This is a genomic window from Streptomyces sp. NPDC008317, from assembly GCF_042955955.1.
In the GTDB taxonomy this organism is placed as follows: Bacteria; Actinomycetota; Actinomycetes; order Streptomycetales; family Streptomycetaceae; genus Actinacidiphila.
In genome coordinates, this window is the sequence record NZ_JBIBFQ010000009.1 from 65,769 (window position 1) to 85,893 (window position 20,125).

Annotated in this window: 19 protein-coding genes; 12 read left to right on the forward strand and 7 right to left on the reverse strand. The window is 72.1% G+C overall.

Going from position 1 to position 20,125, the window contains the following annotated elements; all coding sequences use genetic code 11:
• Positions 1–54 precede the first annotated feature (54 nt).
• Entirely contained in the window at positions 55–675 is a 621-nt protein-coding gene (locus tag ACFY9V_RS26890; protein WP_317452472.1) for an RNA polymerase sigma factor, read from the reverse strand.
• A 185-nt stretch (positions 676–860) separates the two neighbouring features.
• Here ACFY9V_RS26890 and ACFY9V_RS26895 point away from each other — a divergent pair, with 185 nt between their 5' ends.
• From ACFY9V_RS26895 to ACFY9V_RS26920, 6 genes are all read left to right on the forward strand, one after another.
• Entirely contained in the window at positions 861–1,661 is an 801-nt protein-coding gene (locus ACFY9V_RS26895) for a DUF4253 domain-containing protein (RefSeq protein ID WP_355336876.1), read from the forward strand.
• Between the two features lie 242 nt (positions 1,662–1,903).
• On the forward strand, positions 1,904–2,587 hold the full coding sequence (locus tag ACFY9V_RS26900; RefSeq protein ID WP_355336875.1) for a 2-oxo-4-hydroxy-4-carboxy-5-ureidoimidazoline decarboxylase: 684 nt from the start codon (positions 1,904–1,906) through the stop codon (positions 2,585–2,587).
• A gap of 49 nt (positions 2,588–2,636) precedes the next feature.
• Entirely contained in the window at positions 2,637–3,017 is a 381-nt protein-coding gene (gene sdhC / locus ACFY9V_RS26905) for a succinate dehydrogenase, cytochrome b556 subunit (protein WP_188279402.1), read from the forward strand.
• Between the two features lie 6 nt (positions 3,018–3,023).
• Positions 3,024–3,506, forward strand: a complete 483-nt coding sequence (locus tag ACFY9V_RS26910; RefSeq protein WP_355336874.1) for a succinate dehydrogenase hydrophobic membrane anchor subunit — start codon at positions 3,024–3,026, stop codon at positions 3,504–3,506.
• A gap of 85 nt (positions 3,507–3,591) precedes the next feature.
• Positions 3,592–5,346, forward strand: a complete 1,755-nt coding sequence (gene sdhA / locus ACFY9V_RS26915) for a succinate dehydrogenase flavoprotein subunit (RefSeq protein ID WP_355336873.1) — start codon at positions 3,592–3,594, stop codon at positions 5,344–5,346.
• Positions 5,346–6,119 (forward strand): succinate dehydrogenase iron-sulfur subunit, encoded by a 774-nt coding sequence (locus tag ACFY9V_RS26920; protein WP_355336872.1) that lies wholly within the window; start codon positions 5,346–5,348, stop codon positions 6,117–6,119. The genes sdhA and ACFY9V_RS26920 overlap by 1 nt, the downstream gene beginning before the upstream one ends.
• Positions 6,120–6,211: 92 nt before the next feature.
• Here ACFY9V_RS26920 and ACFY9V_RS26925 read toward each other — a convergent pair whose 3' ends face one another.
• Positions 6,212–7,054 (reverse strand): carboxymuconolactone decarboxylase family protein, encoded by an 843-nt coding sequence (locus tag ACFY9V_RS26925; protein WP_391163320.1) that lies wholly within the window; start codon positions 7,052–7,054, stop codon positions 6,212–6,214.
• Positions 7,055–7,105: 51 nt separating this feature from the next.
• Positions 7,106–7,627: a MarR family transcriptional regulator gene (locus tag ACFY9V_RS26930; RefSeq protein WP_391163321.1), complete on the reverse strand. Its 522-nt coding sequence runs from the start codon at positions 7,625–7,627 to the stop codon at positions 7,106–7,108.
• 88 nt (positions 7,628–7,715) lie between these two features.
• On the opposite strand from ACFY9V_RS26930, the gene ACFY9V_RS26935 reads away from it, so the two are divergent.
• Entirely contained in the window at positions 7,716–9,098 is a 1,383-nt protein-coding gene (locus ACFY9V_RS26935) for an MFS transporter (RefSeq protein WP_391163322.1), read from the forward strand.
• Positions 9,099–9,133: 35 nt separating this feature from the next.
• Here ACFY9V_RS26935 and ACFY9V_RS26940 read toward each other — a convergent pair whose 3' ends face one another.
• From ACFY9V_RS26940 to ACFY9V_RS26950, 3 genes are all read right to left on the reverse strand, one after another.
• Positions 9,134–10,780: a hypothetical protein gene (locus ACFY9V_RS26940; RefSeq protein ID WP_391163324.1), complete on the reverse strand. Its 1,647-nt coding sequence runs from the start codon at positions 10,778–10,780 to the stop codon at positions 9,134–9,136.
• A gap of 98 nt (positions 10,781–10,878) precedes the next feature.
• A complete protein-coding gene (locus ACFY9V_RS26945; protein WP_391163326.1) occupies positions 10,879–12,504 on the reverse strand; it encodes an ATP-binding protein in 1,626 nt (541 codons plus the stop codon).
• Positions 12,501–13,235 carry a response regulator gene (locus ACFY9V_RS26950; protein ID WP_391163328.1) on the reverse strand — a complete coding sequence of 245 codons (735 nt, stop codon included), beginning with the start codon at positions 13,233–13,235 and terminating at the stop codon, positions 12,501–12,503. Before ACFY9V_RS26950 ends, ACFY9V_RS26945 begins: the two co-directional genes overlap by 4 nt.
• Before the next feature lie 253 nt (positions 13,236–13,488).
• Between ACFY9V_RS26950 and ACFY9V_RS26955 the strand changes: the two genes are divergently transcribed.
• The 4 genes from ACFY9V_RS26955 (at position 13,489) to ACFY9V_RS26970 (ending at position 18,253) form a co-directional block, all read left to right on the forward strand.
• Positions 13,489–16,167, forward strand: coding sequence for an MMPL family transporter (locus tag ACFY9V_RS26955; RefSeq protein ID WP_391163329.1), 2,679 nt, complete (start codon positions 13,489–13,491; stop codon positions 16,165–16,167).
• Between the two features lie 176 nt (positions 16,168–16,343).
• Positions 16,344–16,763: a hypothetical protein gene (locus tag ACFY9V_RS26960; RefSeq protein WP_391050490.1), complete on the forward strand. Its 420-nt coding sequence runs from the start codon at positions 16,344–16,346 to the stop codon at positions 16,761–16,763.
• Between the two features lies 1 nt (position 16,764).
• Entirely contained in the window at positions 16,765–17,409 is a 645-nt protein-coding gene (locus ACFY9V_RS26965; RefSeq protein WP_391163330.1) for a DCC1-like thiol-disulfide oxidoreductase family protein, read from the forward strand.
• Positions 17,410–17,419: 10 nt separating this feature from the next.
• The gene (locus ACFY9V_RS26970; RefSeq protein ID WP_391050488.1) at positions 17,420–18,253 is read left to right on the forward strand and encodes a TetR family transcriptional regulator; all 834 of its coding nucleotides are present in this window, start codon (positions 17,420–17,422) and stop codon (positions 18,251–18,253) included.
• Here ACFY9V_RS26970 and ACFY9V_RS26975 read toward each other — a convergent pair.
• Complete coding sequence (locus tag ACFY9V_RS26975) at positions 18,204–18,542, reverse strand: SCO4848 family membrane protein (protein ID WP_391050487.1); 339 nt, start codon at positions 18,540–18,542, stop codon at positions 18,204–18,206. The two genes, ACFY9V_RS26970 and ACFY9V_RS26975, sit on opposite strands and share 50 nt — an antisense overlap.
• Before the next feature lie 146 nt (positions 18,543–18,688).
• Between ACFY9V_RS26975 and ACFY9V_RS26980 the strand changes: the two genes are divergently transcribed.
• On the forward strand, positions 18,689–20,113 hold the full coding sequence (locus ACFY9V_RS26980) for a D-alanyl-D-alanine carboxypeptidase family protein (protein ID WP_391163551.1): 1,425 nt from the start codon (positions 18,689–18,691) through the stop codon (positions 20,111–20,113).
• Positions 20,114–20,125 lie beyond the last annotated feature (12 nt).

The following is a 20,125-nucleotide window of genomic DNA, read 5'->3' on the forward strand; positions in this document are numbered from 1 at the left end:
CCGCGGGTCCCGGAAGCGCCCCGCGCGGCACCGTACCGGGCCCCGCGGGTCGCGTCACAGGGCCTTGGAGGTCGAGAAGGTCACACCGACGTGGTCGGCGTCGGCGCGCGGGTCGTCGTCGTGTTCGAGGAGTTCGGCCAGGCGGCGCAGGCCGCGGTGGGTGGCCATCCGGACGGACCCGGCGCGCTTGCCGAGGACGCGGGCGGCGCTGGTGGAGTCCAGGCCCATGACGACGCGGAGCAGGACGGCCTCGGCCTGCTCGCGCGGCAGGGCGGCTATCGCGGCCAGGGCGCGGTCGGTGGCGACGGCGTCCAGCGCCTCGCCCGCGGTGTCGGCGCGGTCGGGGAGCTGGACGAGTTCGTCGACCCCCGCGCCGGAGACGGGCCGCCGGGCGCGGGCACGGATGTGGTCGAGCGCGCGGTTGCGGGCTATGCGCGCCGCCCAGCCGCGCACCGAGTCGCCCGCGCCGCGGAAGTTGGGGAGGTCGCGGGCGATCTGCAACCAGGTCTCGGAGGCGACGTCCTCGGCGTCCACCGGTCCGACCAGGCTGCGGACGTATTGCAGCAACTGCGGTTGCACAGCGCGGTACACGACGCGGAACGCGGCTTCGTCCCCGCGCTGCGCCCCGGCTACCGCGGTCTCCAGGTCCACCTCTGGCCCCACCCCCTCGAACACTCGCCCCATCCTGCCTCATGTGGGAGCGCTGACACTTTTGAACCATGGGAGCGGTGACACTTTTGAACGGGGATACGCCGTACAAGACGGCGGCCGGGGACGCTCCTGTGGGGGGAGGCGGCCCCCGGCCGTCGTCAACTTCCCCCACGCAGTCCCCTCATGAACGGTCGTTGAGGAGTCCTCCGATGTCATTGGACCGCCTCCTCGACGGGCTCCCGGGCGGACTGCCGCCGGGACGGCTGGTCCCCGGCTCCGCGCCGGGACTGTGGCTGAGCGACGAACCCGTGGTCGCACCGGGCCGGTTGTGGGCCCGCTACCAGGCGCAGCAGGAGGAGACCGGCTGGCGGCCGGTGCTGATGGCGTGGCCGTGCGCGAACGGCTTCGGGCACCGCGCGGCCGAGATCGACGCGGTGGACGCGGAGGCGTCGCTGCGCGAGTCGTGGGGGACGTACCAGGAGGCGCGGTCGCTGCTTCCGCCGCACCCGGCGATCGACGAGGTGTGGCCGGACGACGCGGCGGCGCTGCTGGCGGCCGATCCGGGGCCGCCGTTCACCGCCTTTCCCGGGCTCGCCGCCGCCTCGCCGCCGCATCCCGGCCCTTCGCCCGACGCGGTGGCGCGCGCGGCCGTCGGGCAGATGCTGCACTACTTCACGACCCGTTTCATCGCGCACATCGCGCTGGTCCGCGCCGAACGCAGCGCCGACATCCCGGCGCTGGCGGGCTGGGAGACCGAGGCGCCCGCGCTGGAGCTGTCGGCGCTGCTGCGGACGTGGGAGGACCGGTTCGGGGCGCGGGTGATCGGCTTCGAGGGCTCGTCGGTCTTCGTGTCGGTGGCCTCGCCGCCGCTGGCCTCCGCGCACGCCGGGCACGTCGCGCTCGAACACGTGCTGACCGGGGCGTCGAATCTGAACGACGGGACGTTTCCGTTCCCCGACTACGCCGAGGCGCTGCGCGGGGAGCGGCTGTGGTCGTTCTGGTGGGACTGAGCGGCGCCGGGCCGGGGCGGGCCGACGGGGGGCGCGTCAACGGGGCTCACGTCAACGGAGGTCGCGTCAGCGGGAGCGTGTCAACGGGGGGCGCGTCAACGGAGGTCGCACCGCCTCACGTACGAGTGAAGTTCAAGGTCCCGTCGGACATGTTCGAACCGGCTGCCCCTAAAGTGGGAGCACTCCCCCTGCCGTACCTTCCCTAGCCGAAGCCGTACCGAATCCGCACCTGTCGTACCGCCGTGCCGATTCCGTACCCCCGGTCCACCCGATCCAGGAGCCCAGCGCTGTCCAGCGACACCCCGCCCGAGGGGCTGTATCTGCTCAACCGGGCCCCCTCCCTGGTCGCGGAGGCGGCGCTGCGCACCTGCTGCGGCAGTCACCGCTGGGCCCGCCGGGTGGCCGCGCACCGGCCGTATCCGACGGTCGAGGCGCTGCTCGCCGCGGCCGACGAGGCGGCGTACGACCTGACGTCGGGCGATCTCGCCGAGGCGCTGGCGGGCGAGGCCACCACCGCGCTGCCCGACCGCGGCGGCCTGACCGTGCACACCGCGCTGCGGGCCGCGAACGCGGCGTACGAGGCGAAGTTCGGCCACGCCTTCGTGATCGCGCTGACCGACCTGGACGACCCCGACGACCCGGCCGCCGCCCTCGACCTGACGCTGGCGAGCCTGCGCCAGCGCCTGGGGCACGACGAGGACGAGGAGTCGGTGGCGACGGCCGAGCAGCTGCGCCGGATCTGCCGCGCGCGGCTGCTGCGACTCGCGGACACCGGTGGGCATCTGGCCGAGTCCGGCCCGCGAAAGACCCCCGCCGGTTCACCCGACCGTGCGGGATCGATCACACCTGGCCTACCCCGCGGTCCGGAGCCGACATCGCGTCGCTACGATGGCCGGGGCCGGTGGACCGTACCCGGCCGGGCGTGACCGACACCGAAGCCGGCACCCCTCGCCCCGCTCCCGGAGGGTTTTTTCCGTGCCGGCTGGAACGCTGTACCGCGGCCGGGAAGGCATGTGGTCCTGGGTGGCTCATCGAGTCACCGGTGTCCTCATCTTCTTCTTCCTGTTCGTCCATGTCCTCGACACCGCCCTCGTGCGGGTCTCCCCCGAGGATTACGACAAGGTCGTCGCGACCTACAAGACCCCCATCGTCAGCCTGCTGGAGTACGGCCTCGTGGCCGCGATCCTCTTCCACGCGCTGAACGGCCTGCGGATCATCGCGGTCGACTACTGGACCAAGGGCCCGCGTTACCAGAAGCAGATGCTGTGGACGGTGCTCGGCCTGTGGGCTCTCCTGATGGTCGGCGCGATCTACCCCGTCCTCGGCCACGCCGCACGAGTCCTGTTCGGGAGCTGACCGCACATGTCCACCGAAATCACTCCCGCGGACGCGGTCGAGCTGACCGGCTCCAGCGTCACGTACAGCCCGGACAACCCGGCCCCGGTCATCGAGCCGCCGCGCGCCCGCACCAAGCGGACCCCGCGCAGCTCCCGCACCAACTTCGAGCTGTACGGCTGGCTGTTCATGCGGCTGTCCGGTGTGGTGCTGGTCGTCCTGGTCCTCGGCCACCTGCTGATCCAGCTCGTGCTCGACGGCGGTGTCACCAAGGTCGGCTTCGCGTTCGTCGCGGGCCGCTGGGCCTCGCCGTTCTGGCAGGGCTGGGACCTGGTGATGCTCTGGCTGGCCATGCTGCACGGCGGCAACGGCCTGCGGACCGTCATCAACGACTACGCCGAGCGGCCGAACACCCGCATCTGGCTGAAGACGCTGCTGTTCACCGCGACGGCGTTCACCATCGTGCTCGGTTCGCTGGTGATCTTCACCTTCGACCCGAACATCCGCTAACGCGGCCGACACGGCCATCACCGCCAAGCCGCGAAGCCGCTGACGCCAAGCGCTGAGCCAGGGCTGGAACAGGGAAGCGACCCCCATGCAGATCCACAAGTACGACACCGTCATCGTCGGCGCGGGCGGCGCCGGCATGCGCGCGGCCATCGAGGCCACCAAGCGCAGCCGCACCGCCGTTCTGACCAAGCTGTACCCGACCCGCTCCCACACCGGCGCCGCCCAGGGCGGCATGGCCGCCGCCCTCGCGAACGTCGAGGAGGACAACTGGGAGTGGCACACCTTCGACACGGTCAAGGGCGGTGACTACCTGGTCGACCAGGACGCCGCCGAGATCCTGGCGAAGGAGGCCATCGACGCGGTCCTCGATCTGGAGAAGATGGGCCTGCCGTTCAACCGGACGCCCGAGGGCCGGATCGACCAGCGCCGCTTCGGCGGCCACACCCGTAACCACGGCGAGGCCGCGGTGCGCCGCGCCTGCTACGCCGCGGACCGCACCGGCCACATGATCCTCCAGACGCTGTACCAGAACTGCGTCAAGGAGGGCGTGGAGTTCTTCAACGAGTTCTACGTCCTGGACCAGCTCCTGGTCGAGGTCGACGGCGTCAAGCGCTCCGCGGGCGTGGTCGCGTACGAACTGGCCACCGGCGAGATCCACGTCTTCCAGGCGAAGGCCGTGATCTACGCGTCGGGCGGCACCGGCAAGTTCTTCAAGGTGACGTCGAACGCGCACACCCTGACCGGTGACGGCCAGGCCGCGGTGTACCGGCGCGGGCTGCCGCTGGAGGACATGGAGTTCTTCCAGTTCCACCCGACGGGCATCTGGCGGATGGGCATCCTGCTGACGGAGGGCGCCCGCGGTGAGGGCGGCATCCTCCGCAACAAGGACGGCGAGCGCTTCATGGAGAAGTACGCGCCGGTCATGAAGGACCTCGCCTCGCGTGACGTCGTCTCCCGCGCGATCTACACCGAGATCCGTGAGGGCCGCGGCTGCGGTCCCGAGGGCGACCACGTCTACCTCGACCTCACGCACCTGCCGCCGGAGCAGCTCGACGCGAAGCTGCCGGACATCACCGAGTTCGCCCGGACGTACCTGGGCATCGAGCCGTACACCGACCCGATCCCGATCCAGCCGACCGCGCACTACGCGATGGGCGGTATCCCGACCAACGTGCAGGGCGAAGTGCTGAGCGACAACAGCACCGTCGTGCCGGGCCTCTACGCGGCCGGTGAGGTCGCGTGCGTGTCGGTGCACGGCGCGAACCGGCTGGGCACCAACTCGCTGCTGGACATCAACGTCTTCGGCCGCCGTTCCGGCATCGCCGCCGCCGAGTACGCGCACGCGCACGACTACGTGCCGCTGCCCGACGACCCGGCGTCGCTGGTCGAGGCGCAGGTGGAGCGGCTGCGCGCGTCCACCGGCACCGAGCGGGTCTCGGTGATCCGCACGGAGCTGCAGGAGTGCATGGACGCCAACGTGATGGTGTTCCGCACCGAGCAGACCATCAAGACGGCCGTCGAGAAGATCGGCGAGCTGCGCGAGCGCTATCTGAACGTGGCGATCCAGGACAAGGGCAAGCGGTTCAACACCGACCTGCTGGAGGCCGTCGAGCTGGGCAATCTGCTCGACCTGGCCGAGGTCATGGCGGTCTCCGCGCTCGCCCGCAAGGAGTCGCGCGGCGGTCACTACCGCGAGGACTACCCGAACCGCGACGACGTCAACTTCATGCGGCACACGATGGCTTACCGCGAGGTGGACGCGACCGGCGTCGAGTCGATCCGCCTCGACTACAAGCCGGTCGTGCAGACCCGCTACCAGCCGATGGAGCGTAAGTACTGATGAGCACCCCGACGCTCGACAAGCACTCGGCGGCCCTCGACGCCGCCGAGGTGACCGACGCACACCTGATCACGATCACGCTGCGAATCCGCCGGTTCAACCCGGAGGTCGCGGCGGACGCGGAGTGGGTCGACTACCAGTTGGCCATCGACCCGAAGGAGCGCGTCCTGGACGCGCTGCACAAGGTCAAGTGGGAGATCGACGGCTCGCTGACCTTCCGCCGCTCGTGCGCGCACGGCATCTGCGGGTCCGACGCCATGCGGATCAACGGCAAGAACCGGCTGGCGTGCAAGACGCTGATCAAGGACATCAACCCGGACAAGCCGATCACGGTCGAGGCGATCAAGGGCCTGACCGTGCTGAAGGACCTCGTGGTCGACATGGACCCGTTCTTCCAGGCGTACCGCGATGTGATGCCCTTCCTGATCACCAAGGGCAACGAGCCGACCCGTGAGCGCCTTCAGTCCGCCGAGGACCGTGAGCGCTTCGACGACACCACCAAGTGCATCCTGTGCGCCGCGTGCACGTCGTCCTGCCCGGTCTTCTGGAACGACGGCCAGTACTTCGGCCCCGCGGCCATCGTCAACGCGCACCGTTTCATCTTCGACTCCCGCGACGAGGCGGGTGAGCAGCGCCTGGAGATCCTGAACGACAAGGACGGCGTCTGGCGCTGCCGCACCACCTTCAACTGCACCGACGCGTGCCCGCGCGGCATCGAGGTGACGAAGGCGATCCAGGAAGTCAAGCGCGCCCTGATCACCCGCCGCTTCTGACCCCTGCGCCCCCAAGGGCCCGCCCCGACCGGCCACCACCGGCCACGGGCGGGCCCTTTCGCGTGCCCGTACGCGGGTCCTCCTCGCGCGCGCTAGCCCGCGGTCCCGGCCGCGTCGTGCTCGGTGAAGATCTCGCGGGCTGCCGTGACGCCGTTGAGGGCGGCGGGGAAACCGGCGTAGCCGGCCATTTGGGTGAGCGTTTCGACGACTTCGGTGCGGGTGCCGCCGAGGCGGAGGAAGGCGCGGATGTGGATGCGGAGTTGGGGGGCGGCGGTGCCGAGGGCGGTGCAGATGGCGATGGTGAGGAGTTCGCGGGTGACGAGGTCGAGGCCGGTGCGGCAGTAGATGTCGCCGAAGACGTGCTCGACGATGTAGCGGCCGAGGTCGGGGGCGATGTCGTCGAGGGTGGCCACGACGCGGACGCCGTCGGGGCCGTCGACGGTGCGCAGGGCGTCCAGGCCGCGTTCGTAACGGCCGCCGTCGACCGGTTCCTTGACGACCGGGTCGTCGTCGGCCGGGTGGTCCGCGAAGACCTCGCGGGCGGCGGCGAGGGCGTTGAGCGCGGCGGGGAAACCGGCGTAGACGGTGGTGTGGATGAAGGTCTCGACGATCTCGCGCCGGGTGCAGCCGACGTTGAGCGCCCCGGCGATGTGGAAGCGGAGCTGCGGGGCGGCGTTGCCGAGGGCGGCGAGCGCGGCGACGGTGGCGAGCTGCCGCTGCCGCGGGGTGAGGCCGGGGCGTGACCATATGTCGCCGTAGCCGAACTCGATGGTCATCCGGGCCAGGTCGGGGGCGATCTCCGCGACCGAGTCGAGCAGGGCCGGGCGCTCGTCGCCGGTGACCGTGCGGAGGGCGGCCAGGCCGCGCGCGTACCGGTCGTCGGCGGGAGCGGATTCGGCGCGGTCGGTGGGGTCGGAGCCGTCTGCGGTGGTCATGACGACGACGCTAGGGGTTGGAGTCGACTCCAGCGCAAGTCCCACGCCAGCTCAGCCCGTGGAGTCGCGACCGCCGTCCCCGTTCCCCTCGGCCGCCAGCATCACCCGCCGCAGCAGGTCGGAGAGCGTGCGCCGTTCTGCCGGGGTCAGCACGCCCAGCAGCCGGCGCTCCTCCTGGCCCTGGAACTCCAGCGCCCCGAGCCACGCCTGCCGCCCCGCCTCGGTGAGTTCGACGTCGACCCGGCGGCGGTCGGCGGCCGACGGCGTACGGCGTACGTACCCGCGCCGCTCCAGGCCGTCGAGGCGGCCGGTGATGGAGGCGGGGGCCATCTTGAGGTCGGCGGCGAGTTCGGAGGGAACGGTACGGCCGCCGCGCCCGGCGAGCGTGTGCAGCGTCTCGTACTCGTGCTTGTGCAGGCCGTGGTCGACGAGCGAGCGCTGTTTGACCCTGCGGATGTGGTCGGTGAACAGCATGGCGCGGGTGGCGGCGCCCTCGACGTCGGGGTCGAGGTCGGGCAGTACGGGCTGCCAGCGGGCGACGTGGCCGTCGGTCCAGTCGTGCGGGGTGGGCATGGGCCGATCCTATGCCTACGCACCGGAGATACGTCGGTGCCGAAATATTCGTTGACGAAATGTTCGACGCCGAAATACCTTGTTCGCCGTGACCACCCCGCCCCCGCACGAAGACCGGCACGAAGACCGGCACGACGACCCGCGTGACGACCCCCGCGACGAACGGCACGACGACCTCCGCGACGACCGGCACGACGCCTCCCGCGACGGCTCCCGCCAGGACCCCGTCGCCCCGCCCCCCAAGCCCCGACACCCGCTCCGGCACCGCTCGTTCCGCCTGCTCTTCTTCGGCCGGACGCTCTCCGCCCTCGGCGACGCCGTCGTCCCGGCCGCGCTCGCCATCGCCATCAGCCGCGCGACCGGCTCGGCGTCCGCGCTCGCGGTCGTGCTGGGCTGCGCGATGGTGCCGCGCCTCCTGCTGCTGCCGGTCGGCGGCGTGATCGCCGACCGGTTCGACGCGCGCAAGGTCGCGCTCACCACCGACCTCGTCCGCTGCGCCGCGCAGATCTTCGTCGGCCTCGAACTCGTCGGCGGCGACCCGAGCATCCTGGTCCTCGCGGTCGCCGAGACCGTCGGCGGGGCCGCCTCCGCCTTCGCCATCCCGACCTCCGCGCCGCTGGTCGCGGGCACCGTCGAGGAGGACGGCCTGCTCGGCGCCAACTCCCTGATGGCGTCCGCCGCGAGCGCGACCCGGCTCGGTGGCCCCGCGCTCGCCGGACTGCTGATCTTCACCGCGGGGCCCGGCTGGGCGTTCCTGCTGGACGCCGCGTCCTTCGCGGCGAGTGCGGCACTGCTCACCCTCGTCCGGGTGCGCCGCACCCCCATCCCGCGCCGCTCGATGCGTGCCGACCTCGTCCAGGGCTGGACCGAGGTCCGCGCCCGCGACTGGTACTGGACCAGCCTGATCGCCCACGCGGTGTGGAACGGGGCCGCCGCCGTCCTGGCCACCCTCGGCCCGCTGATCGCGCACCACCGGCGCGGCGGCGACGGCATGTGGGTGCTGATGCTCGAAGCGGGCTCCGTCGGCCTGCTGACCGGCTCGCTGCTCGCCTCCCGCGCCCGGCTGCGCCGCCCCGTGCTCACCGGCAATCTGGCCCTGACCAGCTACGCGCTGCCGCTGGTCCTGCTCGCCGCCGACGCCCCCGCCGTGCCCTTGATCGTCTCCTACGGCCTCGCGCTCGGCGCGCTCGGCTTCTTCAACCCGGTCTGGGAGTCCTACGTGTTCAGCTCGGTGCCCGCCGGGGTGCTGGCCCGCGTGACCTCGTACGACTGGCTGCTCTCGCTCGCCGCGATGCCGGTCGGCTACGCGCTCGCGCCGCTCGCCTGCGACGCCTTCGGACCCGCCGTGCCGCTGTACGTGGCGGCGGCGCTGGTCGCCGCCCTGTGCCTGGGGACGGCGGCCGTCCCCGGTGTGCGGCACGCGACGACGGTGACCGACGCCCCCAGGGAGCGGGCACCGGTCACCGTCTGATCACCCCGTGGGGGGAGCTGTCGGGAACCCGCGGACTACGCGGTACGGCGGCGGTTGCGCGCGGTGAACAGCACCGCGCCGCCGAACGCGACGGCGCCGACCGCGATCCCGCCGACCAGTCGGGTCGCGCCCGCGCCGGTGGCGGGCAGCGAGGCGTTGCCCGCGCCGCCGGACACCGCGCCGGAGGACCCGGCCGATCCGGTGGTCCCGTTGGAGCCGGAAGAACCGGAAGAACCGGCGGTGGCCGAGGCGTTCGAGGCCGACGCCTTCACCACGAGCGCGACCGTGTTGTTCGCCGCGTTGTGGTCGAAGGGCAGCTCGATCCGGTTCGGCCCGGTCGTCAGCAGCGCCGCCTCGCCCTGGTGCACGCCGGTGGACGTGACGCGCAGGGTGAGCGGGAAGTCGTACGACTTCCCGCTGTAGAGGGTGACCGGGCGCTCGACGTCGGACTCCGTGTCCGACGCGCAGCGCAGGTACCGCTTCGCGGTGTCGCGCGGCGCGCACGTCACGGGCCACTCCACGAGTGCGGTGCCGTCGGGCACGCGGACGTCGAAACGGGTGACCGGCGTGAAGTACTCGAGCGGGTCGATCGAGGCGGGTCCGTGGTTGTCCACGTGCACGGTGAGCTTGACCTGCGCGCCGTTCGCACCGGTGACCTCGGGCGCGGAGATCCCGAAGTCCGCGGTGTTGGTGACCGTGAAGTCCGCGCCGCCGTACGAGGTGTCGTTACGGCCGTCCGCCCCCGGGGTCCCGCCGGGAACCGGCACCAGGTGCAGGGCGGGCCCGGTGCCCGGCTCGCCCGCGGGGTGCGCGGTGGCCTCCTTCGGGGTGAACGCCGTGACGTCCACGCTCTCCGCGTAGGCGTCCGCGTTCGCCTTCACCGAGACGGTGTCGCGCACGCCGTAGCTGGCGCCGGCGGCGAGCGGCTGGTCGATGGCGCAGCGCGCCACCGTACGGTCCACGCCCTGCCGCGGGTCGCGGGAGGTGTCGTACACGCAGTTGGAGAAGCGCTCGACCGGGGTGAGGCCGTGCGGCCACCGCAGCTCCAGTTGGACCGAGGCGACGTCGGCGTTGCCCTCGTTGGTGACGGTGACCGGCACGTCGCCGTTCGCTCCGGGGGCGAGGGTCGTGGCCGCCGCCCGGCCGACGACCAGGGACGGGCCGTCGGCCAGCGTCACCGTCGGCTTGAAGGTCTGCGTCTTGCCGTTGGTGTTGCGGTGGCTGACGCTGAACGACCCCTTGGCCCCGGCGGCCACGCCCGGCAGCGGCCGGATCTTCACCGCGACGTCGGGCAGGTCGAGCCGCCCGGCCGGCGCGCCGGGCACGGTGCAGACGGCGTCGGCGCCGGTCACCGTACAGCCCTGCGGCCAGACGACCTCGGCGACGTTCTTCATGCCTGCCGCGGAGAAGGTCAGTCGCTGGGCGGGCACGGCCACGTTCGGGTCGTGGTGGAACATCGTGACCGCCATCGAGCGGGTGACCGGTTCGGCCCCGGCCGCCGTGGGCGCGAAGGTCACGTCGTAGGCGCGCAGGCCCAGGTCGATCGAATCGGCCGGCGCGGTGTCCGCCGGCGGCCCGTCGGCTCCGAAGGCCACGGCTCCGCCGCCGAGCGTCAACACCCCGGCCGCCCCAAGGGCCAGCGCCGCCGGGCGCAGCCGTCCGGTGAATGCGCGACCTCGCATGGTGTCTCCCCGTCACTTCGAGTGGTGGTTCGTTGTGGGGAGTTGGACGGCCGATGTCGCACAGGGGTTGTACGGGTTTCCGTTTGTTATAGATTTGGTCAAGTAGCGGCGGGGACAGTGGACTTCGCACCGGTTACCACCGTCTCCTGGCCCCTCGCAGCGTCCGCCGCCGGGTCCTCGCCGACCGCCGGGTCCTCGCCGACCGCCGTCCCCGCGCCCACCGTCGGCAGCGTCACGCAGACCGTGAGGCCGCGGCCGGGCGCCGTCTCCAGCGCGACCGTGCCGTGGTGGGCCTGGACGACGGCCTGCACGATGGCCATGCCGAGGCCCGCGCCGCCGCTGTCGCGGGCGCGTCCTGCGTCGGCGCGGAAGAAACGGTCGAAGACGCGGGCCGCGTCCCGCTCGCTCATACCGGGACCCGAATCGGTGATCCGCAAGAGCAGTTTCTCGCCACGCGCGGCGACTTCGACGCTGGCCGGGGAGCGGGCCGGGGTGTGCACCCGCACATTGCTCAGCAGATTGCCCACGACCTGCCGCAACGCGGCCTCGTCGCCGAGGACTTCGGGCAGCGGTCCGCCGTCGCCCCGGCAGTCGGGCACCATCAGCGTCAGCGGCCGTTCCGGCTGCTGCGCGGCCAGGTCGGCGGCGGCGTCGCGGACCAGCCGGGACAGGTCGACGGCGCCGTGCGGCAGCGCGGGCCGGTCGTCGAGCCTGGCCAGCGCGAGGAGTTCGTCGACCAGGCGGCTCATCCGCAGCGCCTCGGAGCTGACCCGGCTCAGCGCCCGCTCCTTCTCGTCGGCGTCGAGCATGCCCTTCTCGTAGAGCTGGAGGTAGCCGCGCACCGACGCCAGCGGGGTGCGCAGCTCGTGCGAGGCGTCGGCCAGAAATCGACGCAACTGTGTGGTGGCGCGCTCGCTTTCGGTCACGGCGGTCTCGATCTGCTGGAGCATCGCGTTGAGCGCGCCGCTGAGCTGTTCGACCTCGCTGGAGCCGTGCCGCGCGGTGCCGATCCGCCGCCCGAGGTCGCCCCCGGCGATGGCGGACGCGGTCTCCACCATGTCCTCCAGCGGGCTCAGCCGCCGCCTGGCCGCGGTCAGCGAGCCGGTGGCGAGCAGCGCGAGCAGCACCACGCCGACGACCGATTCGACGATCAGCAGATTGCCGATCGCGTGCTTGACGCCGCTGAGCCGTATGCCCTTGACCACGATGGTGCCGTCGGAGAGCCGGATCGCGACCACCCGGTACTCCATCGAGCCGGTCTTCACGGTCTTCGCGCCGCCGCTGCGGACCAGCCCCGCCGGGTCGGGGATCGCCTCGGCGAGCCGCCGCTGCTCGGAGCTGACCGGAATGGTGCCGTCCTGGCAGACGGCGGCGGGCTCGCCGCGCCGGTCGAGCATGACGAACAGATCCTGCTGGAACGCCACCGCGATCGCCGAACTCCCCGGCCCGCCGCCCCCGTTCTGCCCGCCCTGCCCGCTCTGCAGGAGGTCGGCGAGCTGGCAGAGCCGCCGCACCATGTCCGCGTCGATCGAGGTCTTGGCGAGCGAGGACTGCGAGCCCTTCAGCGAGTCGTCGATCTCGCCGACCAGCACCATGTACGTGGCGGCGATGCTCGCGCAGGCCGCGAGCAGCAGACCGACCGCGAGGAAGGTCACGTTGGCGATCGTGAAGCGCCCGCGCAGCGAGTGCGGGCGGGGCCACAGGCCGCACTTGTTCACCTTCACACCGCTCCCCCGGCCGCGGCGGCGCCCGGTCCCGCCGCGCGCAGCCCGTATCCGATCCCCCGCCGGGTCTCGATCAGCGGCGGCCCGAGCCGGTCGAGCTTGCGCCGCAGATACGAGATGTACGTCTCGACGACCGTGGACGAGACGGCCGTGTCGTACTGCCAGACGTGCTGGAGCAGTTGCTCCTTGGTGACGATCCGCCCGGCGTTGCGCAGCAGGTGCCGCAGCAGGTTGTACTCGGTGGGCGTCAGCTCGACGGGCTGCCCGCACCTGCGGACGGTGTACGTGGCCTCGTCCATCTCCAGGTCGCCGTGGCGCAGGACGCGTCCGTCGGCGCCCTCGCGGCGCCGGGTGCGGCGCAGCACCGCGTGCACGCGGGCCACCACCTCGTCGACGCCGAACGGCTTGGTGATGTAGTCGTCGCCGCCGAGCGCGAGCCCGGCGACCACGTCGCGCGGGGCGTCCCGCGCGGTGACGAAGATGACGGCGAGGTCGTCGGCGTCGGTCTCGGCGGCGCGTTCCTGGCGCAGCGCGCGGCAGACCTCCCAGCCGCTGCCGTCCGGCAGCATCACGTCGAGCAGTACGAGGTCGGGCCGGTGTTCGCGCGCGGCGGCCAGCGCCTCGCGCCCGGTCGCGGCACTGTGCACCGTGAAGCCGTTGTATTTCAGGGTGATGCGCAGGATGTCCGCGATCCCCGGTTCGTCCTCCACGATGAGCACGGTGGCGTCCATGCCCACCAGTATCCGCACTCCCCCCGGGGCCCCGTCCCGGCCGGAACTTTGGAGTTCCTTGAGAGAAGCGGGATCGGCTTGGCGGTCGGCGCGACAGCCACGGAGGCTGAAGAGGCTCGTTGGTCAGTCCACGGGTCCGTCGGTCAGTGCGCGGGTCCCGTTGGTCAACTCGTCGGTCGTGGAACGCTCGTTGATGGGGGATGTGGTCGTGGCCGTTGTGGCTCGATGGTGTTTTCGGCACAAATGGCTGGTGATGTCGTTCTGGCTGGCGGCGCTGCTGTGCGTCGGCGCGGTGGGCAACGCGCTCGGCAGCGGCTACTCCAACGCGTTCTCGCTCAAGGGCACCGAGTCCACCAAGGTCCTGGACCTGATGGACCAGGTGGTGCCCGAGCGGTCCGGCGAGGCCGACACGGTGGTGTGGCACGTCGACTCCGGTACGGTGCGCGACGCTTCGGTACGGGCGCGGCTCGACCCGGCGCTGGCGGACATCGCCCGGCAGAAGGACGTCGGGCAGGTCGTCAGCCCGTACGACCCGGCGGGCGCGGCGCAGATCAGCAAGGACGGCCGTACGGCGTACGCGACGGTGACGTACACCAAGCTCGGCGGTGACCTCTCCGACGACCAGGCGCAGAAGCTGATCGACACCGCGCACCACGCGGCGGCCAAGGGCCTGAGGGTCGAGGTCGGCGGCAACAAGCCCGCGCAGGCGGAGCAGCCGCTGCCGGGCCTCGCCGAGGGCGTCGGCATCGCGGCGGCGGCCGTGGTGCTGTTCCTGGCGCTGGGCTCGCTGTTCGGGATGCTGCTGCCGATCGTGACGGCGCTGTTCGGCATCGGCATCTCGTCGTCGGCGATCATCATCCTCAGCCACGGCATGGACGTGGCGGACTTCTCGCCGCAGCTCGCGACGCTGGTGGGCCTGGGCGTCGGCATCGACTACGCGCTGTTCATCGTGACCAGGCACCGCAGGGGAATCCTGCGCGGGAAGAGCCCCGAGGACGCGGCGGTCACCGCGCTCAACACCTCGGGCCGGGCCGTGCTGTTCGCGGGCGGCACGGTCTGCATCGCGCTGCTGGGCATGTTCACGCTGCGGCTGACCTTCCTCGACGGTGTGGCCGTCGCGGCGGCGCTGACCGTCGTCATCACGGTCGCCGCCGCGATGACGCTGCTGCCCGCGCTGCTCGGCCTGCTGGGCATGCGGGTGCTCAGCCGCGGGCAGCGCCGCGCGCTGGCGGCCGAGGGACCGCAGCCGGAGGTCGCGACGGGCGCGGCGGCGCGCTGGTCGTCGTTCCTCCAGCGGCACCCGCGGGTGCTCGCGGTGGCGGCGGTGGCCGTGATGGCCACCTTGGCGATCCCGGCGCTCGGCCTGCGCCTGGGCTCCTCCGACCAGGGCAACAACCCGACGACGACCACCACCCGCAAGGCGTACGACATGCTCGCGGACGGCTTCGGCCCCGGTTTCAACGGGCCGTTGACGATCCTCGCCGAGGTGCCGACCGGCGCGGACAGGACCGCGCTGAACGGCCTGGTCACGACGTTGAAGGACACCGACGGCATCGCGTACGCCGCCGCCCTGCCGATGAAGCCGGGCGACAAGGTGGCGTTCATCCAGGCGGTACCGACCACCTCGCCGCAGGACAAGGCGACCTCCGACCTGATCGACCACCTGCGCGACGACGTCGTCCCGGCCGCCGAGCGGGGCAGCACGATGCGGGCGTACGTCGGCGGCCAGACGGCGATCTTCGAGGACTTCGCGACGGTCCTGTTCAACAAGCTGCCGCTGTTCATCGGCGTGATCATCGTGCTGGGCTTCCTGCTCCTGCTGGTCGCCTTCCGCAGCCTGGTGGTGCCGCTGACGGCCGCCGCGATGAACCTGATCGCGGCGGCGGCCTCCTTCGGGGTGCTGGTGGCGTGCTTCCAGTGGGGCTGGGGCGGTTCGCTGGCCGGGCGCGAAGGGCCGATCGACGCCTTCCTGCCGGTCATCATGCTCTCGCTGCTCTTCGGCCTGTCGATGGACTACCAGGTCTTCCTGGTCAGCCGGATGCACGAGGAGTGGGTGCACACCAAGGACAACGCGCGGGCGGTACGGGTCGGGCTCGCCGAGACCAGCCGGGTGATCAACTCGGCGGCGGTCATCATGATCTGCGTCTTCGGCGCCTTCGTGCTCAGCGGCGAGCGGGTGCTGGCGATGTTCGGCATCGGCCTGGCGGGCGCGGTCGCGCTGGACGCGTTCATCCTGCGGACGGTGCTGGTGCCGTCGCTGATGCACATGTTCGGCACCTCCAACTGGTGGCTGCCCGCGTGGCTGGACAAGCGGCTGCCGCACCTGGCGGTGGAGCCGGCCGAGGACGACGACCCCGCGGCAGGCGCGCCGACGGGCACGCTGATGGCCGCCGGGGCCGGTACCGACATCGTCTCCGGGCCCGCCGTACGCGGCCGGGTCACGGGCGCCGCAGGGCTGCCGGTGCCGCGCTCGGAGCTGACGCTGATCGCGGCGGACGGCCGCCAGGTGGGCCGCGCGGCGGCGGACGACGAGGGCGCCTTCCTGTTGCCGACGCCGCGCGCGGGCTCGTACGTCCTGGTCGCCAACGCGCCGGGACACCACCCGCAGACGGCGAGCGTGCTGGCCTCCGACCGACCGGTGGAGTGTGATCTGCGCCTCACGGGGACGGGTGCGCTGACCGGTACGGTGCGGCGCGCGGACGGTCAGCCGGTCGAGGACGCGCGGGTCGTGCTGCACGACGCGGACGGCCACGAGGTGGCGGAGACGCGGACCGGCAAGGACGGCTCGTACGCCTTCGGCAATCTCTACTCCGGCCGGTACACGCTGCTGACCATGGGCTATCCGCCGTTCCCCGCCACCGTCCGGGTCCCGGACGACGGCGGCGAGGGGGACGGTGACGTCGATCTGGAGCTGAGTTATTCGCAGGACTGACCGCGGCCGGGCGCCGCCGCTCCCCCGGCGGCGCCCGTCGTCAGGGCCCGGCTCCGAACCTTCGGAGCCGGGCCCTTCCGTATGCCCGGAGCACCGGCCTTGAACATGTTCAAAACCGGGTCTAGAGTCGTCGCGTCAGCAGGTTTGAACACGTTCAAACAAGGGGTGGACCCGCTATGGACCTGACCGTCCTCGCGTATGTGATCTATCTGGCCGTCAGCATCGGCCTGACCGTCTGGGTGGCCCGTACCCTCAGCAGCAACGGCCGGATCTTCCTCGCCGACGTGCTGCACGGCGACGAGAAGCTCGCCGACGCCGTCAACCACCTCCTGGTGGTCGGCTTCTATCTGGTGAACCTCGGCTTCGTCGCCCTCTACCTGAAGTCGGCCGACGCCGTCGACAACGCGCGCGGCCTGTTCGAGGCGCTGTCGGTCAAGCTCGGCGTCGTGCTGCTGGTGCTCGGCGTGATGCACCTCGGCAATGTCTACGTGCTCAACAAGATCCGGCGGCGCGGGCTGATGGAGCGCGAGCAGTACCCGCCGGTGGACAGCGACGGCTGGACGAAGCCGAACGGCCCGACCCCGGCCGGGGTGTGACATGACGCGCCTCACGCAGAGCGCGGTGACCGCGCGGCCCGACCGGCCGACGGCGCGGCCCGTGGCGCGGACGCCCCGCCCGCCCGTACGGCGGCTCACCGTGCTGTACGACCCCGCCTGCCGGCTGTGCGCCTTCGTACGGGACTGGCTCGTCCGGCAGCGGCAGCTCGTCAGACTCGACATGGTGCCGGTCGGCTCCCCCGAGGCCATGCACCGCTTCCCCGGCCTCGACCACGCGGCGACCGGGCGCGAGATCACCGTCGTCGGCGACGCGGGCCAGCTCTACCGGGGCGACTCCGCCTGGGTGGTGTGCCTGTGGGCGCTCGCCGACCACCGCGCCTTCTCGCACACCCTGGCCACCCCCGCGGGCCGCAGGCTCGCCCGCGCGGCGGTGCTGACCGCGGCCAAGTACCGCGAGAGCAAGCAGCGTTCGGCCGCGGCCCCGACCTGGTTCCCCGGGCGCAACGCGGCGGGCGCGCCCGGCCCCGCGCCGGTCAGGTCCGTACCCGGCTGGATCTACGACAAGGCGACCGGCTGGACGCAGAGCGACCCGGGCGCCCCGTCGGCACCGCCGTCCGCACCGCCGGCCGACCCGCGGCGCGGCCGGGGCGAGGACTGCGCCGACGGCTGTGCGGGCGACGGATAGGCTCACCCGGGTGGAGCACGTGACAGACCAGCCGGAGCCCGCGGCCACGGGTCCGGCGGCGGAGCCGGGCCCCGGCCTGGGCGAGGAACTGCCCGGCGGCCGGGCCCGGCCCAAGACCGGCAAGAGCGAGCAGACCCGCGCGGTGATCCTGGAGACCGCGATGCGGCTGTTCCGCGAGCGCGGCTACGACAAGACCACGATGCGCGCCATCGCCCAGGAGGCGGGCGTCTCGGTCGGGAACGCCTACTACTACTTCCAGTCCAAGGAATTCCTGATCCAGGGGTTCTACGACCGGATGACGCACCACCACGCGGCCGACGCCCGGGTGCGCATGCGCGGGGTGACCGACTTCGCGGAGCGCCTGGAGATCACGCTCGCGTCCTGGCTGGACACCGCGGCCGAGTACCACGAATTCGCCGCCCAGTTCTTCCGCACGGCCGCCGACCCGGACAGCTCGCTCAGCCCGTTCTCGAACGAGTCGCACCCGGCCCGCGCCACCGCCGTCGAACTCTTCCGCGACGTGCTGTCCGGCTCCGACCTCGCCCCCAAGCTCGACTCCGAACTCGCCGAGCTGCTCCCCGAACTGCTCTGGCTGCACCTCATGGTCGTCGTCCTCTACTGGGTCTTCGACCGCACCCCCGACACCGCGCGGACCCGCGAGTTCGTACACCGCTCCACCCCCGTGGCGGCCCGCGTCATCGGCCTGTCCCGCTACCGGGTCTTCCGCCCCGTCGTCCGCGACGCCAAGTCCCTCATCCAGGACTTCATCCTCCCGACGATCGGCCGCACCGCGGTCACACCGTCGAGTCGGCCGACTCCCGATCAGCCGGGGCAGCCGGGCTAGTCGGGGCGGTCGCTTCCGCCGGGTCGGCCGGACCGGCCTGCGCCGCCTCGCGGCGCAGCGCCCGCAGGCTCCGCGCGCCGAGGGCCGCGATGGCGGTGCCGAGGAGGAAGGAGACGATCGCGAGCGTGAGGTGAATCCAGAAGTAGGCGGTGGGCGATCCGTGGTCGCCGTCGTGGAAGGCCAGACCGCTGGTGTCCTTCCACAAATTCTTGACAAAGGTGACCCAGACGATCCACGACCACACACCGAAAGCGACCAGGAACCAGGACACGCGCCGACTGAGCTTCATGCGTCCCAGTATGTGCGGGCCCCCCGGTAGGAGGGCCGACGGGGGTGGCCGGTTCCCCGCGCGGGACGTGCGGATCGTCACGGCGGACGGCCCGCACCCGGGGGCGCGGCGGCCAGGAAAGGACATGTACGTTTCCTCGGGTGCCCATGCCTACGACCGCCGCGCGCCGCACCGCGCCGCACCGTTCCGCCCTGGCCGTTCTCGCCGTGTCCGCCGTCGCCGCGCTGCTCGGCGGCACCGTCCTGACGGGGGCCGCGAGCGCGGCTCCGGCCGCCGGCACCAAGCCCGCGCCGAGACCGCCCGAGCACATGTCCACGGTGGGCGGCGACCGGCTGGGCGTGCCGGGCACGCAGGTGGACCCGGGACAGGGCGCGCCCGCGCTGCCCGCGAAGCTGACGGCGAAGTCCTGGATCGTGGCGGACGCCAAGACCGGTGAGATCTACGCCGCGCACAACGCGCACTGGCGGCTCCCCCCGGCCAGCACCCTGAAGATGCTGTTCGCCGACACGGTGCTGCCGAAGTTCCCGAAGAACACCGTGCGCAAGGTGCTGCCGAGCGACCTCCAGGGCATGGGCGAGGGCAGCAGCCTCGTCGGCATCAAGGAGAATCTGACCTACACCGTCCACGACCTGTGGCTCGGTGTCTTCCTGCGCTCGGGCAACGACGCGGTGCACGTGCTGTCCGCCATGAACGGCGGCGTCGCCAAGACCGTCGCGGACATGAACGCGCGGGCCAAGGAGTTGCAGGCGGCCGACACGCATGTGGTCACGCCCGACGGCTACGACGAGCGCGGGCAGGTCAGCAGCGCGTACGACCTCACGCTCTTCGCCCGCTCGGGGCTCCAGAACGCCGACTTCCGCGAGTACTGCTCGACGGTGAGCGCGCAGTTCCCCGGCGAGTGGAAGGTCGACAAGAACAAGAAGACCGGCAAGACCACCAAGAAGCGCGAGTCGTTCGGCATCCAGAACACCAACCGGCTGCTCAGCGGCGACTACGGCCTGTCCCCCTACCCCGGCATCGCGGGCGTCAAGAACGGCAACACCACCAACGCGGGCGCCACCTTCACCGGGGTCGCGCAGCGCGACGGCCGTACGCTGCTGGTCACCGTCATGACGCCGAAGGCCGAGCACGACCTGGTCTACCGCGAGGCCGCCTCGCTGCTGGACTGGGGCTTCAAGGCCGCCCCTACGGTCAAGCCGGTCGGCACGCTGGTCCCGCCGCTGAGCCAACTGCCGCCGCCGACCGCCACGACGAAGGCGCCCGAGGGCGACAAGGGACCGGCCACCGCCTCCGCCACGGCCGGTTCCTCCCACGACGGCCTGTGGACGGCGCTGGGCGTCGCCGCCGGTTCCCTGCTCGTCCTGGCCGTGGCGTTCATCGTGGTACGGAAGCTCCGCCCGCTGCCGTCCCCGGCCGGCGGTGGTCCTCATCCTGCCCCGCGTCCTGATCCCGCTCCGCGTCCCGGTGCTGACCCTGACCCTGGTCCTGGCCCTGATCCCGATCCCGATCCCGATCGGGCGTCCGGTCCGGCGTCCGGTCCCGACCGCCGCTCCCGGCGCCGGAAGGGCTGACGGACTCCGGGG

Bases quoted from the DNA above. Each gene is read 5' to 3' on its own strand.
- ACFY9V_RS26955 (WP_391163329.1), top strand. From the start codon at position 13,489: ATGTCGTTCTGGCTGGCGGCGCTGCTGTGCGTCGGCGCGGTGGGCAAC.
- ACFY9V_RS26930 (WP_391163321.1), bottom strand. From the start codon at position 7,627: ATGCCCACCCCGCACGACTGGACCGACGGCCACGTCGCCCGCTGGCAG.
- ACFY9V_RS26910 (WP_355336874.1), top strand. From the start codon at position 3,024: ATGTCCACCGAAATCACTCCCGCGGACGCGGTCGAGCTGACCGGCTCC.
- ACFY9V_RS26925 (WP_391163320.1), bottom strand. From the start codon at position 7,054: ATGACCACCGCAGACGGCTCCGACCCCACCGACCGCGCCGAATCCGCT.
- ACFY9V_RS26975 (WP_391050487.1), bottom strand. From the start codon at position 18,542: ATGAAGCTCAGTCGGCGCGTGTCCTGGTTCCTGGTCGCTTTCGGTGTG.
- ACFY9V_RS26960 (WP_391050490.1), top strand. From the start codon at position 16,344: ATGGACCTGACCGTCCTCGCGTATGTGATCTATCTGGCCGTCAGCATC.
- ACFY9V_RS26895 (WP_355336876.1), top strand. From the start codon at position 861: ATGTCATTGGACCGCCTCCTCGACGGGCTCCCGGGCGGACTGCCGCCG.
- ACFY9V_RS26950 (WP_391163328.1), bottom strand. From the start codon at position 13,235: ATGGACGCCACCGTGCTCATCGTGGAGGACGAACCGGGGATCGCGGAC.
- sdhA (WP_355336873.1), top strand. From the start codon at position 3,592: ATGCAGATCCACAAGTACGACACCGTCATCGTCGGCGCGGGCGGCGCC.
- ACFY9V_RS26940 (WP_391163324.1), bottom strand. From the start codon at position 10,780: ATGCGAGGTCGCGCATTCACCGGACGGCTGCGCCCGGCGGCGCTGGCC.
- ACFY9V_RS26920 (WP_355336872.1), top strand. From the start codon at position 5,346: ATGAGCACCCCGACGCTCGACAAGCACTCGGCGGCCCTCGACGCCGCC.
- ACFY9V_RS26980 (WP_391163551.1), top strand. From the start codon at position 18,689: ATGCCTACGACCGCCGCGCGCCGCACCGCGCCGCACCGTTCCGCCCTG.
- ACFY9V_RS26965 (WP_391163330.1), top strand. From the start codon at position 16,765: ATGACGCGCCTCACGCAGAGCGCGGTGACCGCGCGGCCCGACCGGCCG.